Here is a 16,099-nt window from a genome sequence, read left to right as displayed (position 1 = left end):
ACCATGACCGGCACCCACCACCCCACCCCGCCCCACGGCCCCCTGCCCCTGCCCACCACCGGCGCCCGCATCCTCCTCCTCACCGGCGCCACCCTCACCATCGCCTCCACCTTCCTCGCCTGGACCTGGACCACCAGATTCCCCGGCAATCTCACCGTCACCGGGTACCCCGGCGGCCTCCAGACCATCACCCTCGCCGGCGCCGCCCTCACCCTCCTCCACGCACTCGCCGGCCACGGCATCCGCGGCCTGCGCTGGCTCACCCCCGCCGGACCCACCGCACCCACCCTCCTGACGGCCCTCGGCACCTTCGCCGCCACCTGGTACACCCTCGCCGCCATCGCCCTCGACCTCGGCGGCCTCGCCAACCTCGAACCCGGCGGCTACATCGCCGCAGCCGCCAGCCTCCTCACCCTCGCCGCCGCCCTCGCCCTACCCCCCGACCGGCCCTACGACGACCACAACGGCACCCGGCCCCCCACCCCCTGGCGCCTCCTGCGCCACTCCTTCACCGCAGGTCACACCCCACCCGCCAAGCCCCTCCCCACCTGGGCCGAAACCCTCATCATCGCCGCCGCCTTCGCCCTCGGCCTCTTCCTCTTCAGCTACGGCATCGACACCGAATACGGCGAACTCTTCGTCGGCTACCTCATCCTCACCGGCCTCACCCTCGCCGCACTCGGCCGCTCCGGACTCACCACCCGCCTCAGCAACCTCACCGCCAAACACCGCAACACCACACTCACCGCAGCCTTCGTCGCCGCCGCCTGCTTCCCCCTCACCCAGACCAACGACGCCTACACCAACCTCGCCACCAGCATCCTGATCTTCGCCACCGTCGCCCTCGGCCTCAACGTCGTCGTCGGCCTCGCCGGCCTCCTCGACCTCGGCTACGTCGCCTTCCTCGGCGTCGGCGCCTACGCCGCCGCCCTCGTCTCCGGCTCCCCCGAATCCGCCATCGGCGTCCACTTCCCCTTCTGGGCCGCCATCCTCACCGGCATCGCCGCCTCACTCGTCTTCGGCGTCCTCATCGGCGCCCCCACCCTGCGCCTGCGCGGCGACTACCTCGCCATCGTCACCCTCGGCTTCGGCGAAATCTTCCGCATCACCATGCTCAACCTCAACGGAAAAACCGGCCCCGACATCACCAACGGCGCCATGGGAATCCCCAACATCCCCGAACTCAACATCCTCGGATTCGACTTCGGAAAAACCCACGACATCCTCGGCACCCCCATCGGCCGATTCGGCAACTACTACCTCCTGATGCTCCTCGCCACCATCGTCGTCGTCCTCGTCTTCCGCCGCGCCACCGAATCCCGCATCGGCCGCGCCTGGATCGCCATCCGCGAAGACGAAACCGCCGCCACCGCCATGGGCATCAACGCCTTCCGCCTCAAACTCCTCGCCTTCGCCCTCGGCGCCGCACTCGCCGGACTCGCCGGCACCATCCAGGCCCACGTCATCACCACTGCCACCCCCGACCAGTACCAATTCGCCGGCACCGTGCCACCCAACTCCGCCTTCCTCCTCGCCGCCGTCATCCTCGGCGGCATGGGAACCATCACCGGCCCCATCGTCGGAGCAGCCCTGCTCTACCTGATCCCGAGCAAAATGGACTTCATGCAGGACTACCAGCTCCTGCTCTTCGGACTCGCCCTCATCCTCCTCATGCGCTTCCGCCCCGAGGGCCTGGTCGCCGACCGCAGAAAACAACTCGAATTCCACGAGGACACCGCCCCGACCGGCAACGTGCCCCTCACCAAGGCGGAGGCATGACCACCATGACGACCACCGCCACCGCCGGCCCCCTCCTCACCGCCACCGGCGTCACCATGCGCTTCGGTGGACTCACCGCCGTACGCACCGTCGACCTCACCGTCGGCCCCCACGAAATAGTCGGACTCATAGGCCCCAACGGCGCCGGAAAAACCACCTTCTTCAACTGCCTCACCGGCCTCTACACCCCCACCGAAGGCACGGTCACCTACCAAGGCACCACCCTCCCCCCCAAACCCCACCTCGTCACCCAAGCCGGCATCGCCCGCACCTTCCAGAACATCCGCCTCTTCCCCAACATGACCGTCCTCGAAAACGTCCTCGTCGGCCGCCATACCCGCACCAAAGAAGGACTCTTCTCCGCACTCCTCCGCGGCCCCGCATTCCGCCGCGCCGAACGCGCCTCCGAAGAACGCGCCATGGAACTCCTCGCCTTCACCGACCTCACCCCCAAACGCGACCACCTCGCCCGCAACCTTCCCTACGGCGAACAACGCAAGCTCGAAATCGCCCGCGCCCTCGCCAGCGACCCCGGGCTCCTCCTCCTCGACGAACCCACCGCCGGCATGAACCCCCAGGAAACCCGCACCACCGAAACACTCGTCCGCGCCATCCGCGACCGCGGCACCGCCGTCCTCGTCATCGAGCACGACATGCGCTTCATCTTCAACCTCTGCGACCGCGTCGCCGTCCTCGTCCAAGGCGAAAAACTCGTCGAAGGAACCCCCGAAACCGTCCAGGCCGACGAACGCGTCATCGCCGCCTACCTCGGCACACCCTTCGAAGGCGCACCCGGCCAGGAGGAAATCGCCGAAGTCGAAGCCGCCGAAACGGCCGCCGAAAACCACCACGACGCGGAGGGAGACCACCGATGACCACCCCCCTCCTCGAAGTGGAGAACCTCCACGTCGCCTACGGCAAGATCGAAGCCGTCAAAGGCATCTCCTTCACCGTCCAAGCCGGCCAAGTCGTCACCCTCATCGGCACCAACGGTGCCGGCAAGACCACCACCCTGCGCACCCTCTCCGGCCTCCTCACCCCCACCGCCGGCACCATCCGCTTCGACGGCCGCCCCCTCACCGGCGTCCCCGCCCACGACATCGTCGCCCGCGGCCTCGCCCACTCCCCCGAGGGCCGCCACATCTTCCCCCGCCTCACCATCGCGGAGAACCTCCAGCTCGGAGCATTCCTCCGCAAGGACACCGCCGGCATCACCCAGGACATCCGACGGGCCTACGACCTCTTCCCCATCCTCGGCGAACGCGCGGGCCAGAAGGCCGGCACCCTCTCCGGCGGAGAACAGCAGATGCTCGCCATGGGCCGGGCCCTGATGTCCCGCCCCAAACTCCTCATGCTCGACGAACCCTCCATGGGCCTCTCGCCGATCATGATGCAGAAGATCATGGACACCATCGCCGAACTCAAGGCCGCCGGCACCACCATCCTGCTCGTCGAACAGAACGCCCAGGCCGCCCTGACCCTCGCCGACCAGGGCCACGTCATGGAGATCGGCAAAATCGTCCTCTCCGGAACGGGAGCCGACCTCCTGCACGACGAATCCGTACGCAAGGCGTACCTCGGCGAGGACTGAGCACGCACCACGTACGACGAGGGGCCCGCGTCCGAACCGGACGCGGGCCCCTCGATCACAACGGGTCTCAGACCCCCTACTGCTCCTTGGCGGCCTTCTTCTCCTTCGAATCCTCGATGACCGCCTCCGCCACCTGCTGCATCGACAGCCGCCGGTCCATCGACGTCTTCTGGATCCACCGGAACGCCGCCGGCTCGGTCAGCCCGTACTGCGTCTGCAGAATGCTCTTGGCCCGGTCCACCAGCTTCCGGGTCTCCAGCCGCTGCGAGAGGTCCGCGACCTCCCTCTCCAGCGCCTTCAGCTCCGTGAAGCGCGAGACGGCCATCTCGATGGCCGGGACGACGTCGCTCTTGCTGAACGGCTTCACCAGGTACGCCATGGCACCGGCGTCACGGGCCCGCTCCACGAGGTCACGCTGCGAGAAGGCCGTGAGCATCAGGACGGGTGCGATCGACTCGGCCGCGATGCGCTCCGCGGCGGAGATCCCGTCGAGCACCGGCATCTTCACGTCCAGGATCACCAGATCCGGCCGGTGCTCCCGCGCCAGCGCAACGGCCGTCTCGCCGTCGCCCGCCTCGCCGACGACGGAGTAGCCCTCTTCTTCGAGCATCTCCTTGAGGTCGAGACGGATCAGGGCCTCGTCCTCGGCGATCACGACACGGGTGACGTGCGGAGGGGTGTGCTGCGGCTCGTCGTCGACGGGCGGCTGGGGCTCGGCGGCGGTCACGGGTCTCCTCGATAGGGCAGGTGCTGCTGCACGAGCCTACCTACCTCATGTAGTTTTGAGCACCGAGGGGGTATAGACTTCCCTTGGATTACAAGGCCCCGGTAGCCCAATTGGCAGCAGGCGATGGATTCAAAACCCATACAGTGTCGGTTCGAATCCGACCCGGGGCACTTCACCTTCGATTCGAAGGCGGGCGGGCAGATCCAACGGTTGGGGATCTTCACTCCCAGCGGTGAACATTGCTTCGAATCCCCTCTTCCGCAGCCCGGAGCGAGTCAGGCTCGCAGCTGTGTACGACGTCGAAACGCGCCAGCGCGTCCTCGCTCTTGTCGATCAAGGCCGCAGCCTCAACGCCGTGAGCCGGCAGACCGGCATATCCAGGTACGCGATCCGCTCGTGGCAGACCAGGCTCGAACCCCTCCACCGCACCCACGAATGCTCGCGCTGCTGCAGCACACCGCACTCCCCGCCGCTGCCAGCCGCGTACGCCTACCTGCTCGGCCTCTACCTGGGTGACGGCCACATCATTCAGTACCGCAAGCACCGCGTACCGAGCCTGACTCTCGCCTGCGGCGACAAGTGGCCCGGCCTCGTCGAAGCCGCCGCACAGGCCATCAGCGCCGTGTTCCCCGACAACAAGGTCTGCCGGGTGAGCGGCACCGGTTGCACCTACGTGAAGGTGTACTCAAAACACCTTCTGTGCCTGTTCCCTCAGCACGGCCCCGGCAAGAAGCACGAGCGCCGCATCGCGCTGGAGCCTTGGCAGCAGCAGATCGTGGACGCACACCCGTGGGAGTTCATCCGCGGACTCATCCACTCCGACGGCTCTCGCATCACCAACTGGACCACGCGTGTCGTCAATGGTGAGCCCAAGCGCTATGAGTACCCCCGCTACTTCTTCACCAACACGTCCGCGGACATCCTGAGGCTCTTCACCGACACACTCGACAAGGTCGGCGTCGAATGGAAGCCCACCTATCAGAGCCGAAGAGCCCAGAACATCTCCGTAGCCCGCAAGGCATCCGTCGCCCTCATGGACGCCCACATAGGCCCGAAGTACTGATCGCCCCTACTTCGGTGAGTCGTCCTCCCCGATGTGGTGCACCCGTACCAGGTTCGTCGTCCCCGGGGTTCCCGGGGGCGAGCCCGCCGTGATGATGACCATGTCGCCCTTCCGGCACCGCCCGATCCGCAGCAGATGCTCGTCGACCTGCTCGACCATCTCGTCCGTCGTCTGGACCATCGGGCCCAGGAACGTCTCCACCCCCCACGTCAGGTTCAGCTGCGAACGCGTCGCCGGCTCCGGGGTGAAGGCCAGCAGTGGGATGGGCGACCGGTAGCGCGACAGGCGCCGGACGGTGTCACCGGATTGAGTGAAGGCCACCAGGAACTTCGCGCCCAGGAAGTCGCCCATCTCGGCGGCCGCGCGGGCCACGGAGCCGCCCTGGGTGCGGGGCTTGCTGTGTTCGGTCAAAGGCGGCAGGCCCTTGGCGAGGACGTCCTCCTCGGCGGCCGTGACGATGCGGCCCATGGTGCGGACCGTCTCGACGGGGTACTTGCCGACGCTGGTCTCGCCGCTGAGCATGACGGCGTCGGTGCCGTCGATGACGGCGTTGGCGACGTCGGACGCCTCGGCCCGGGTGGGGCGGGATGCGTCGATCATGGAGTCGAGCATCTGGGTCGCGACGATGACCGGCTTGGCGTTGCGCTTGGCGAGCTTGATCGCTCGCTTCTGGACGATCGGGACCGTTTCAAGGGGCATTTCGACGCCCAGGTCGCCGCGGGCGACCATGATGCCGTCGAAGGCGGCGACGATGCCGTCGAGGTTCTGGACCGCCTGGGGCTTTTCGATCTTGGCGATGACGGGGAGGCGGCGGCCCTCCTGGTCCATGACGCGGTGCACGTCCTCGATGTCGCGTCCACTGCGGACGAACGAGAGGGCGATGATGTCGGCGCCGGTGTCGATGGCCCAGCGCAGGTCCTCGACGTCCTTCTCGGAGAGGGCGGGGACGGAGACGGCGACGCCGGGGAGGTTGAGGCCCTTGTGGTCGGAGACCATGCCGCCTTCGAGGACGATGGTCTTGACGCGGGGGCCGTCGACCTCGACGACCTCCAGGGTGACGCGGCCGTCGTCGACGAGGATGCGCTCACCTCGGGCGACGTCGGCGGCGAGGCCGTCGTAGGTGGTGCCGCAGCCGTGGCGGTCGCCCTCGGTCTCCTCGACGGTGATGGTGAATTCATCGCCGCGTTCAAGGAGTACAGGGCCTTCCCGGAAGCGGCCGAGGCGGATCTTCGGGCCTTGAAGGTCGGCGAGGACGCCGATGTTGCGGCCGGTTTCCTCCGCTGCCTTGCGCACCCGCTGGTAGCGCGCCTCGTGTTCGTCGTAGGTGCCGTGGCTGAGGTTGAAGCGGGCGACGTCCATGCCGGCTTCGACGAGTGCCTTGATCTGCTCGTACGAGTCGGTCGCGGGGCCCAGGGTGCAGACGATTTTGGCTCGGCGCATGGCACGACCTTATGACCTACTGGTGGGTAGAGAATTGGCCCCTCGCAACCGGCCAACGTCCGTTGGGTAAAAGCTTGTTGACATCTTGTGAAACGTGCAGGGGGGCGCTCCGATGAGCGCCCCCCCTGGCGTGTCGTGCGGGTGTCAGAGTTCCGGTCGGGTCATCGTAAAGCGCGCGTTGACGTGGGCGTGGACGGTTTGGCGCTGGGGTTCGAGGTCGAGTGCGGGGGGTGGGGTGGGGGCGCCGCCGTAGCCGGCGGAGCGCATCATTCCGCCGGGCGCGGGGGGCGGGTACGCGGGGAGGCCGGTGTTTTCGGCTCCGGTGTCGGCGAGTTCGACGAGGGCGTCGAGGCGGGCGCCGAGGGCGCCGGCGTATTCGCGGGCACGTTGTACGGCTTCGTGGACGGCGTGTCGGCGGGCTTCGCCGTGGGCGGGCGAGTCGTGGCGGAGGGCCCACCAGGGGCCGTCGACGTGGGTGAGGTCGAGTTCGGCGAGGCGGGTGGCGAGCTCGCCGAGGGCGGTGAAGTCGTTCAGGGTGGCGGTGAGGTGGACGGAGCCGAGGTAGGCGCGGATGCGTTCGTGGCGGCCCTTCTCGGCGAGTTGGGGGGTGATGGTGAAGCGGCCGGTTTCGAGTTTTTCGACGGCGTCGCCGTAGGAGCGGAGGAGGTCGAGGACCTGGTTGTTGCGGCGGGTCAGGTCGTCGAGGGCGTGGTGCCGGTCGGTGCCGCGGGCGTTGACGGTGATGCCGATGCGGGCGATTTCGGGGTCGACTTCGAGGCGGGCTTCGCCGCGGACGGCGATGCGGGGGGTGTCGGGTGTTCCGTAGGGCAGGTGGGCGGGCGGTGTGGTCATGGGGTCAGCGTCTCAGCCGGTGATGGGATCGCAACGTGTGAAGGGTGTTGGTGGGGGCGGTGGCTGGGCCAGAATCTACGCGCGTTGGTTCTGGATATGAATGGGGAGAACAGACCATATGTCGCTCAACCGTAGGAATTTCCTGGGGCGTACGGCCGTGACGGGCGCGGGTGTCGCGTTGGCGGGCGCGGTGGGGACGGTGCCGGCGGAGGCCGAGTCGTCGGGACGCCGGAAGAAGCGGTACTCGTTCACGGTGATGGGCACCACGGATCTGCACGGGAACGTCTTCAACTGGGACTACTTCACCGATGCGGAGTTCGATGACAAGGCGCACAACGATGTGGGCCTGGCGAAGATCTCCACGCTGGTGAACCAGGTGCGTGCGGAGAAGGGGCGGCGGAATACGCTGCTGATCGACGCGGGTGACACGATCCAGGGCACTCAGCTGTCGTACTACTACGCCAAGGTCGATCCGATCACGGGTGCGAACGGTCCGGTGCATCCGATGGCGCAGGCGATGAACGCCATCGGTTATGACGCGGCCGCGCTGGGCAACCACGAGTTCAACTATGGCATTCCGACGCTGCGGAAGTTCCAGGAGCAGTGCCGTTTCCCGATCCTGGGGGCGAATGCTCTGGATGCGAAGACGATGCGCCCGGCCTTTCCGCCGTATGTGATGAAGACGGTGTGCACGCCGCACGGGCGTGATGTGCGGGTGGCGGTCCTGGGGCTGACCAATCCGGGTATTGCGATCTGGGACAAGGCGAATGTGCAGGGGAAGATGGTGTTCCCCGGCCTGGAGGAGCAGGCGGCGAAGTGGGTGCCGAAGCTGCGGTCGATGGGTGCGGATGTGGTGATCGTTTCGGCGCACTCGGGTTCCAGTGGTACGTCGTCGTACGGTGATCAGCTGCCGTACGTCGAGAATGCGGCGGCTCTGGTGGCGGAGCAGGTGCCGGGCATCGATGCGATTCTCGTCGGGCACGCTCACACCGAGATTCCCGAGTACCGGGTGACGAACAAGGCGACGGGCAAGCAGGTGGTGCTGTCGGAGCCGCTGAAGTGGGGGCAGCGGCTGACGCTGTTCGACTTCGATCTGGTGTGGGAGCGCGGCGGCTGGCAGGTGGAGTCGGTGGCGGCGAAGGTGCTGAATTCCAACTCGGTGGCCGAGGACCGCAGGATCACGGGGCTGCTGGGTGATGAGCACCGGAAGGTCGTGGCGTATGTGAATCAGGTGATCGGTACGTCGTCGGCGGCGATGGGTGCGGCGGAGGCGGCCTACAAGGACACGCCGATCATCGATTTCATCAACCATGTGCAGGCGGAGACGGTGCGGGCGGCGCTGGTGGGTACGGCGTACGCGTCGTTGCCGGTGCTGTCGCAGGCGTCGTGTTTTTCGCGTACGGCTGCGGTGCCTGCGGGGAAGGTGACGATCCGGGAGGTGGCGGGTCTGTATCCGTTCGAGAACACGCTGGAGGCGCGTGTGATGACGGGTGCGCAGGTGCGGGCGTATCTGGAGTTCTCGGCGCGTTATTACGTGCAGACGGCGACGGGTGCGCCGGTGGACCCGGCGAAGCTGACGAATGCGGAGGGGATTCCGGATTACAACTACGACGTGGTGAGCGGCTTGTCGTACGAGATCGATGTCGCGAAGGCGCCGGGTTCGCGGATCGTTAATCTCTCGTTCGACGGGAAGCCGCTCGTGGATTCTGCGGAGTTCGTGTTGGCGGTGAACAACTACCGGGCAAGTGGTGGGGGGAACTTCCCGCACGTGGCGCGCGCCAAGCAGGTGTGGGCGAATTCCGATGAGATCCGTAACACGATCATCGGTTGGGTGAAGGCGAAGCAGTCTATCGATGTGGCGGCTTTCTCGTCAGTGGACTGGAAGCTGACGCGGGATGGTGTGCCGGTTTTCTGAGGTGATGCCGGTGTGGGGCCGTGGCTGTGGTCGCGGCTCCAGGCCGAAGGTGGTGAAGGCGGTGCGGTGCGGTAGGGGGTAGTGGGTCTTGCCGGTGAGGGCGTTGAGGATGACGGCGCTGCGCCAGGCGGCGAGGCCGAGGTCGGGGGTGCCGATGCCGTGGGTGTGGGTTTCGGCGTTCTGGACGTGGATGGCGCCCTTGACGGAGGGGTCGAGGACGAGGCGGTGGTGTTCGTCGATGCGGGGGCGGCCGTTGGAGTCGCGGCGGACGTAGGGGTCGAGGGCGGCGAGGAGGGTGTCGACGCGGCGTTCGCGGTAGCCGGTGGCGAGGACGACGGCGTCGGTGGTGAGGCGGGAGCGGGTGCCTTGCTGGATGTGTTCGAGGTGGAGTTCGACGCGGGTGGTGCCGACGCGGCCGGCGGTGCGGACGAAGACGCCGGGGGTGAGGACGGCGTCGGGCCAGCCCCCGTGGAGGCTGCGGCGGTAGAGCTCGTCGTGGATGTCGGCGATGGTGTGGGCGGCGATGCCTTGGTGGAGCTGCCATTGCTGGGGCAGGACCTGGTCGCGTACGGGTTCGGGGAGGGTGCGGAAGTAGTGGGTGTAGTCGGGGGTGAAGTGTTCGAGGCCGAGTTTGCTGTATTCCATGGGCGCGAAGGCCGGGCTGCGGGCGAGCCAGGCGAGTTTTTCGCGGCCGGTGGGGCGGTGGCGGAGGAGGTCGAGGAAGACTTCGGCGCCGGATTGTCCTGAGCCGATGACGGTGATGTGTTCGGCTTCGAGGAGTTTTTCGCGGTGTTCGAGGTAGTCGGCGGCATGGATGACGGGGACGCCGGGGGCTTCGGCGAGGGGGCGCAGGGGTTCGGGGACGTAGGGGGCGGTGCCGACGCCGAGGACGAGGTTGCGGGTGTAGGCGCGGCCGAGGGCGTCGGCTTCGCCGTCGGGGTCGAGTTGGGTGTAGTCGATTTCGAAGAGGACGCGTTCGGGGTTCCAGCGGACGGCGTCGATGTGGTGGTTGAAGTGGAGGCCGGTGAGGTTTTCGCTGACCCAGCGGCAGTAGGCGTCGTATTCGGCGCGGTGGATGTGGTGGCGCTCGGAGAAGTAGAAGGGGTAGAGGCGTTCGCGGGTTTTGAGGTAGTTGAGAAAGCTCCAGGGGCTGGTGGGGTCGGCGAGAGTGACGAGGTCGGCGAGGTAGGGGACCTGGAGGGTGGTGCCGTCGATGAGGAGGCCGGGATGCCACTGGAAGGTGGGGCTCTGGTCGTAGAAGGCGGCGCGCAGGTCGTGGAGGGGCTGGGCGAGGGCGGCGAGGGAGAGGTTGAAGGGGCCGATGCCGATGCCGGCGAGGTCGAGGGGTTGGTCGGGGGCGGAGGCGGGGGGCTGGGGGGTGGTCATCGGGTGGTGTGGCCTTCCACGAGTGTGAGGAGGTGTCGGAGGTCGTCGGGGCGGGTGTGGGGGTTGAGGAGGGTGGCTTTGAGCCAGAGGCCCTGGGGGGTGCTGGTGCGGCCGAGGACGGCGTGACCGTTGTGGAGGAGGCGGCGTCTGGTGTGGGCGGTGGTGTGGTGGTCGGCGCCGAGGGGGCGGAAGAGGACGGTGCTGATGGTGGGGCGGGAGTGGAGTTCGAAGGAGGGGTGGGCGTCGACGAGGTCGGCGAGATGGTGGGCGGCGGTGCAGACGCGTTCGACGAGTTCGGCGATGCCGCGGCGGCCGAGGGCGCGCAGGGTGACGGCGATCTTGAAGATGTCGGGGCGGCGGGTGGTGCGCAGGGAGCGGTGGAGGAGGTCGGGGAGGCCGGCCTCGGTGTCGTCGGGGGCGTTGAGGTAGTCCGCCTGGTGGGCGAGCGGGCGCAGGGCGGTGGTGTCGGGGACGGCGAGGAGTCCTGCGGCGATGGGTTGCCAGCCGAGTTTGTGCAGGTCGAGGGTGATGCTGTCGGCGCGGTCGAGGCCGGTGAGGGCTTTTTTGAGGGTGTCGCTGAACAGCAGGGGGCCGCCGTAGGCGGCGTCGACGTGCAGGGTGGCGCCGTGGGCGGCGCAGTGGTCGGCGATGCGGGGCAGGGGGTCGATGTGTCCGGCGTCGGTGGTGCCGGCGGTGGCGACGACGAGGGTGGGGGTGGTGTGGAGGGTGGTGAGGGTGGTGCGGAGGTCTTCGGGGTTGAGGGTGCCGCTGGGGGTGGGGAGGCGGTGGGGGGCCGGGAGGCCGAGGAGCCAGGCGGAGCGCTGGATGCTGTGGTGGGCGTTGGCTCCGCAGACGATGTGCAGGGGTCCGGTGCCGCGGGTGCGGGCTGCTTCGCGGGCGAGGAGGAGGGCGAGCTGGTTGGACTCGGTGCCGCCGGTGGTGACGAGGGCGTCGGCGGTGGGGCGGCCGGGGTAGGCGAGGGCGGCGAGGGCCTGGGTGGTGAGGGCTTCCAGGGCGGTCGCGGAGGGGGCCTGGTCCCAGGAGTCGAGGGAGGGGTTCAGGGTGCCGGCGGCGAGGTCGGCGGCGGTGGCCAGGGCCAGTGGGGGGCTGTGGAGGTGTGCGGCGCAGTGCGGGTCGGCGGGGTCGGCGGCGCCTTCGGCGAGGGCCTGGACGAGGGTGTGGAGTGCTTCGTCGGGGCCGGTGCCGTGTTCGGGGAGGGCGGGGCTGGCGGTGGCCCGTATGCGGGCGGCGACGGTTTCGGGTCCGCCGGCGGGCAGGGGGCCGCCGCGGGCGGTGGCGCCGCGGGCGAGGGCGTGCAGGGCGATGTCGAGGAGGGGGCGTAGGGCGCGGGTTCCCTGGGCGCCGCCCGCGAGTGCCGTTGCGGGGGTGGTGGGGGGTGGGGGCGGCGCAGGCATGGAGGTGTCCCTCGGGGTTCTCGGGTGTGTGGCGGCGGTGTGGGGGCGGCTTTCCGTGTGGTCTTTTCCGGGGTTCGTTCCGGGGGGCGGTGTGGCTTTTCCCGGGGTCCGTTGCGGGGTCCGGGCTGGCACCAACGGGTCAAGCTACCGGCTGTGCACGGTCCGTGACCTCGCGTGCAGGAGGTTTCGCCCGATGGTGGTACTGACCCGGCAGGGCCTTGTGGCGCGGGTGAGTTGGGGGCTGTGGCGGGGGCCGTGCGGGGGTGCCGGGGTGGGTGCGGGTCGGAGCCCGGGGCGGGCTTCAAGGTAATGTGCACACCATGGCCATGACTTTTGCTCTCGATGTAGGGCCTCTGAAGCCCGACCTGGCGCCCCTCGTCCTGGGGCTGGTGCTGTTCTTCCTCGTTTTCGCCGTGATGGCGAAGGTGATCCTGCCGCGGATCAACAAGGTCCTCGTCGAGCGTGAGAACGCCACCGAGGGGCGTTTCGAGGAGGCCGAGGAGACGCGTGCCGAGGCGGCGCGGGTCCACGCCGAGTACCAGGAGCTGCTGGCCGAGGCGCGGCACGAGGCGGCGCGGCTGCGGCAGGAGTCGGTCGAGCAGGGTACGGCGATCATCGCCGAGCTGCGGGCCGAGGGTCAGCGTCAGCGCGAGGAGATCATCGCTGCGGGTCACGCGGTGATCGACGCGGAGCGTGCGGTGGCGGAGGCCGAGCTGCGCGAGCAGGTCGGTGTGCTGGCCACGCAGCTGGCGGGCAAGATCGTCGGCGAGCCGATGGCCGACTTCGCCCAGCAGAACGGTGTCGTCGACCGTTTCCTTGAGGAGCTGCGTACGGCGCAGCCGTCGGACGCGGCGACGGGCGAGAAGCGCGACTGACCGCCGGCAGAGCCATGGGCCAAGGCCCCCGTCCCCTTCGAGGGGACGGGGGCCTTCGTCGTTCCTGCGGACCGTTCCTGCGCGCGGTGCCGTTCGGCTCCGGGGCCGTGCGCGTACCGGCCCGGCAGGCCGGCGGGACTATGCGTGGGCGGCGCGGACGGCGAGGGCGCGGCGCAGGTCGTCGAGCTGGTCGACGAGCTTGCGGCGCAGGGCGGGGGTGGGTGCGGCGTCGCGCAGGCACTCCTCGCCGCGCTGCACGGTTTCGTCCTCGATGAGGACGTGGGGGAAGCCGTGGGTTCCGGCGGCGGAGGCGAGGGCGGGGCCGCGGCGGGCGGCGAGGGCGACGGCGTCGGGGTAGTAGCGGTCGCGGTAGGGGCGTACGAGGTCGGTCTGCTCGGGTTGCCAGAAGCCCTGGGCGGTGGCGGTGAAGAGGTAATTGCTGAGCTGGTCGCCGGTGTAGAGGGCGTGCCAGGCGGCTTCCTTGGCGGCGGGGTCGGGGAGGGCGGCGCGGCAGCGGGCGGCGCCTTCCTGGCCGGTGGCGCTGGGGTCGCGGGCGAGTTCGGTGTCGATGTCGTGGGGGGTGACGGCGCCGAGGACGGCGAGGCGGGCGAGGGTGCGCCAGCGCAGTTCGGGGTCGAGGGCGGGGCCGCCGGGGGCGGTGCCGGCCCGGAGCCAGTCCTGGAGGGTGGAGGGTGTGGTGGCGCCGGCGATGAGCGTGCGGGCGGCGGTCAGGCGCAGCCCTTCGGTGCCGGGGGTGCCGTGGGTGCGGTCGAGCAGGTCGTGGCAGAGGTCGGTGAGGGTGGCGAGGGCGGCGGGGCGGTCGGTGGGGGTGGTGTAGCGGTCGGCGATCTGGGTGCGGGCGAAGGCGAGGACGCCCTGGGTGATGGCGATGTCGTCTTCGTGGGGCAGGTGGGTGCGGGCGGCGTCGAGGTAGGCGCGGGGTGCGAGCTCGCCGTCGCGGACCATGTCGCGGGCGGCGTTCCACAGGACGGCCCGGCTGATGGGGTCGGGTAGTGCGGACAGGGTGGTGAGGGCGGTGTTCCAGGAGGTGGGGTCGAGGCGGACCTTGGTGTAGGTGAGGTCGCCGTCGTTGGCGAGGACGAGGGCGGGGCGGGGGCCGCCGGGGGTGAGGGTGCGGGTGCCGCCGCCGGCGGGGAGGTCGGCGATGAGGGGGGTGCGGGGGACGAGGGTGCGGGGGTCGCCGGGGGCGTGGTCGTAGAGGCCGATGGCGAGGTGGTGGGGGCGGGTGCCGTCGTGGTGGAGGTCGAGCCGCCAGCCGTGTGCCGGCTCGTCCGTGAGGTGGGGGGTCAGGGTGTCGACGCCGCTGGTGCGCAGCCAGCTCTCGGCCCAGGCGTGGACGTCGCGGTCGGTGTGGCGGGCGAGGGAGTCGATGAAGTCGGCGAGGGTGGCGTTGCCGAAGCGGTGGCGGGCGAAGTGGTCGTTGATGCCGGCGAGGAAGTCCTTCTCGCCGAGCCAGGCGACGAGTTGGCGGAGGGCGGAGGCGCCCTTGGCGTAGGAGATGCCGTCGAAGTTCAGGAGGGCGGAGGCGGTGTCGCGCACGTCCTGGGGGGCGGGGGCGACGGGGTGGGTGGAGGGGCGCTGGTCGGCGTCGTAGCCCCAGCTCTTGCGGGCGATGGCGAAGTCGGTCCAGGTGCCGGTGTAGCGGGTGGCTTCGGCGAGGACCTGGAAGCCCATGTATTCGGCGAAGGACTCGTTGAGCCAGATGTCGTCCCACCACTGGAGGGTGACGAGGTCGCCGAACCACATGTGGGCCATTTCGTGGGCGATGACCATGCCGCGGGTCTGGCGTTCGGTGTCGGTGACGGCGGAGCGGTAGACGAATTCGTCGCGGAAGGTGACCAGGCCCGGGTTCTCCATGGCGCCGGCGTTGAATTCGGGGACGAATGCCTGGTCGTAGGAGTCGAAGGGGTAGGGCTCGTCGAAGATCTCGTGGTAGCGGTCGTAGCAGCGGCGGGTGATGTCGAGGATTTCCTCGGCGTCGGCGTCGAGGTGGGGGGCGAGGGACCGGCGGCAGTGCAGGGCGAAGGGCAGTCCTGCGTGTTCGGTGCGGACGCTGTGCCAGGGGCCGGCGGCGAAGGCGACGAAGTAGGTGCTCAGCGGCTTGGTGGTGGCCAGCTGCCAGCGGCCTTCGGCGGGCTCTCCGGTGCGGTGGGCGACGGCGTTGCCGAGGACGGTCCACTCGGGGGGTGCGGTGACGGTGGCGTCGAAGAGGGCCTTGAGGTCGGGCTGGTCGAAGGCGGCGAAGACGCGCTGGACGTCGTCGAGGAAGGTCTGGGTGTAGAGGTAGGTGTGCCCGTCGGCGGGGTCGGTGAAGCGGTGCATGCCCTCGCCGGTGCGGGAGTAGCGCATGTCGGCTTCGATGTGCAGCTCGTGCTCGCCTGCGGTGAGGGTCAGGGGGAGCCGGTTGTCCTGGAGGGCGGCCGGGTCGAGGGGGTGGCCGTCGAGGGTGGCGCGGTGGAGGGCGGCGGGCTTCAGTTCGACGAATGTGGTTCCGGCTTCGCGGGCGGTGAAGCGGATGGTGGTGGTGGAGCCGAAGTGCTCGTCGCCGCGGGTGAGGTCGAGGTCGATCGCGTAGCGGTGGACGTCGAGGAGGCGGGCTCGGGTCTGCGCTTCGTCGCGCGTCAGTACGGGCATGGGCTCATGCTGCCGCACGGCCGGCCCCCGGGCCGAGGGATATTCCGGGCCCCCGGCCCGCCCCGGGGCCCGTCACCGGCCGGCCCGGGGCCGATCGGGGCTCGGTGCGGGGCGCCCCTCCCGGGCTCGGTGTGGGGGACGTCCTCCGGACCGGGGGCGGAGGCCGGGGGCCGGCTCCGGCCCGGGTCCACGGGTCCCGCCCACGGGCGCGGGTCACGGGCCGGCCGGCCTGCGGGGCTTGGTCTGCGAGCGTTTCAGCCCGGGGACGGGCTTCGGCCCGGGTGGGGCGGGCTTCGGCCCGGGTAGGCGGGCGCGGCCCGGGTAGGCGGGCGCGACCCGGGTGGGCGGGCGCGACCCGGGTGGGCGGGCGCGACCCGGGTGGGCGGGCGCGACCCGGGTGG

General features: G+C 69.6%; 12 protein-coding genes and 1 tRNA gene. 7 read left to right on the top strand and 6 right to left on the bottom strand.

Features of this window, described 5'->3' with window-relative positions:
• Window positions 1-3 precede the first annotated feature (3 nt).
• From IE182_RS17705 to IE182_RS17695, 3 genes are read left to right on the top strand one after another with little or no spacing between them, the layout of a single operon-like run.
• Complete coding sequence (locus IE182_RS17705; protein ID WP_190110948.1) at window positions 4-1,779, top strand: branched-chain amino acid ABC transporter permease; 1,776 nt, start codon at window positions 4-6, stop codon at window positions 1,777-1,779.
• Complete coding sequence (locus tag IE182_RS17700) at window positions 1,776-2,654, top strand: ABC transporter ATP-binding protein (protein WP_190110818.1); 879 nt, start codon at window positions 1,776-1,778, stop codon at window positions 2,652-2,654. Before IE182_RS17705 ends, IE182_RS17700 begins: the two co-directional genes overlap by 4 nt.
• Window positions 2,651-3,370, top strand: a complete 720-nt coding sequence (locus IE182_RS17695) for an ABC transporter ATP-binding protein (RefSeq protein ID WP_190110817.1) — start codon at window positions 2,651-2,653, stop codon at window positions 3,368-3,370. The genes IE182_RS17700 and IE182_RS17695 overlap by 4 nt, the downstream gene beginning before the upstream one ends.
• A 76-nt stretch (window positions 3,371-3,446) precedes the next feature.
• On the opposite strand, the gene IE182_RS17690 is transcribed toward IE182_RS17695, so the two are convergent.
• Window positions 3,447-4,097, bottom strand: a complete 651-nt coding sequence (locus IE182_RS17690) for an ANTAR domain-containing response regulator (RefSeq protein ID WP_190110816.1) — start codon at window positions 4,095-4,097, stop codon at window positions 3,447-3,449.
• A 95-nt stretch (window positions 4,098-4,192) separates the two neighbouring features.
• On the opposite strand from IE182_RS17690, the gene IE182_RS17685 reads away from it, so the two are divergent.
• A tRNA-Leu gene (locus IE182_RS17685) sits at window positions 4,193-4,267 on the top strand.
• A 119-nt stretch (window positions 4,268-4,386) separates the two neighbouring features.
• On the top strand, window positions 4,387-5,160 hold the full coding sequence (locus tag IE182_RS17680) for a helix-turn-helix domain-containing protein (RefSeq protein WP_190110815.1): 774 nt from the start codon (window positions 4,387-4,389) through the stop codon (window positions 5,158-5,160).
• Between the two features lie 6 nt (window positions 5,161-5,166).
• On the opposite strand, the gene pyk is transcribed toward IE182_RS17680, so the two are convergent.
• Both pyk and IE182_RS17670 read right to left on the bottom strand, forming a co-directional pair.
• A complete protein-coding gene (gene pyk, locus IE182_RS17675; protein ID WP_190110814.1) occupies window positions 5,167-6,600 on the bottom strand; it encodes a pyruvate kinase in 1,434 nt (477 codons plus the stop codon).
• Between the two features lie 144 nt (window positions 6,601-6,744).
• Complete coding sequence (locus IE182_RS17670; RefSeq protein ID WP_190110813.1) at window positions 6,745-7,452, bottom strand: SIMPL domain-containing protein; 708 nt, start codon at window positions 7,450-7,452, stop codon at window positions 6,745-6,747.
• A 118-nt stretch (window positions 7,453-7,570) separates the two neighbouring features.
• Between IE182_RS17670 and IE182_RS17665 the strand changes: the two genes are divergently transcribed.
• Window positions 7,571-9,367: a bifunctional metallophosphatase/5'-nucleotidase gene (locus tag IE182_RS17665; protein WP_190110812.1), complete on the top strand. Its 1,797-nt coding sequence runs from the start codon at window positions 7,571-7,573 to the stop codon at window positions 9,365-9,367.
• On the opposite strand, the gene IE182_RS17660 is transcribed toward IE182_RS17665, so the two are convergent.
• Together IE182_RS17660 and IE182_RS17655 are read right to left on the bottom strand one after the other, a co-directional pair.
• Window positions 9,323-10,753 (bottom strand): lysine N(6)-hydroxylase/L-ornithine N(5)-oxygenase family protein, encoded by a 1,431-nt coding sequence (locus IE182_RS17660; protein WP_190110811.1) that lies wholly within the window; start codon window positions 10,751-10,753, stop codon window positions 9,323-9,325. The genes IE182_RS17665 and IE182_RS17660 overlap by 45 nt on opposite strands.
• Window positions 10,750-12,168 carry a pyridoxal phosphate-dependent decarboxylase family protein gene (locus tag IE182_RS17655; RefSeq protein ID WP_190110810.1) on the bottom strand — a complete coding sequence of 473 codons (1,419 nt, stop codon included), beginning with the start codon at window positions 12,166-12,168 and terminating at the stop codon, window positions 10,750-10,752. The genes IE182_RS17660 and IE182_RS17655 overlap by 4 nt, the downstream gene beginning before the upstream one ends.
• 320 nt (window positions 12,169-12,488) lie before the next feature.
• Between IE182_RS17655 and IE182_RS17650 the strand changes: the two genes are divergently transcribed.
• On the top strand, window positions 12,489-13,043 hold the full coding sequence (locus IE182_RS17650; protein WP_190110809.1) for a F0F1 ATP synthase subunit B: 555 nt from the start codon (window positions 12,489-12,491) through the stop codon (window positions 13,041-13,043).
• A gap of 138 nt (window positions 13,044-13,181) precedes the next feature.
• Here the strand turns inward: IE182_RS17650 and pepN are convergent, their stop codons facing one another.
• Window positions 13,182-15,698, bottom strand: a complete 2,517-nt coding sequence (gene pepN / locus IE182_RS17645; RefSeq protein ID WP_190110808.1) for an aminopeptidase N — start codon at window positions 15,696-15,698, stop codon at window positions 13,182-13,184.
• Window positions 15,699-16,099 lie beyond the last annotated feature (401 nt).

This window comes from Streptomyces cinnamoneus (genome assembly GCF_014650495.1).
Lineage (GTDB): Bacteria > Actinomycetota > Actinomycetes > Streptomycetales > Streptomycetaceae > Streptomyces > Streptomyces cinnamoneus.
The sequence above is the reverse complement of the archived record's forward strand: the minus strand, read 5'-3'. Positions and strand labels throughout refer to the sequence as shown.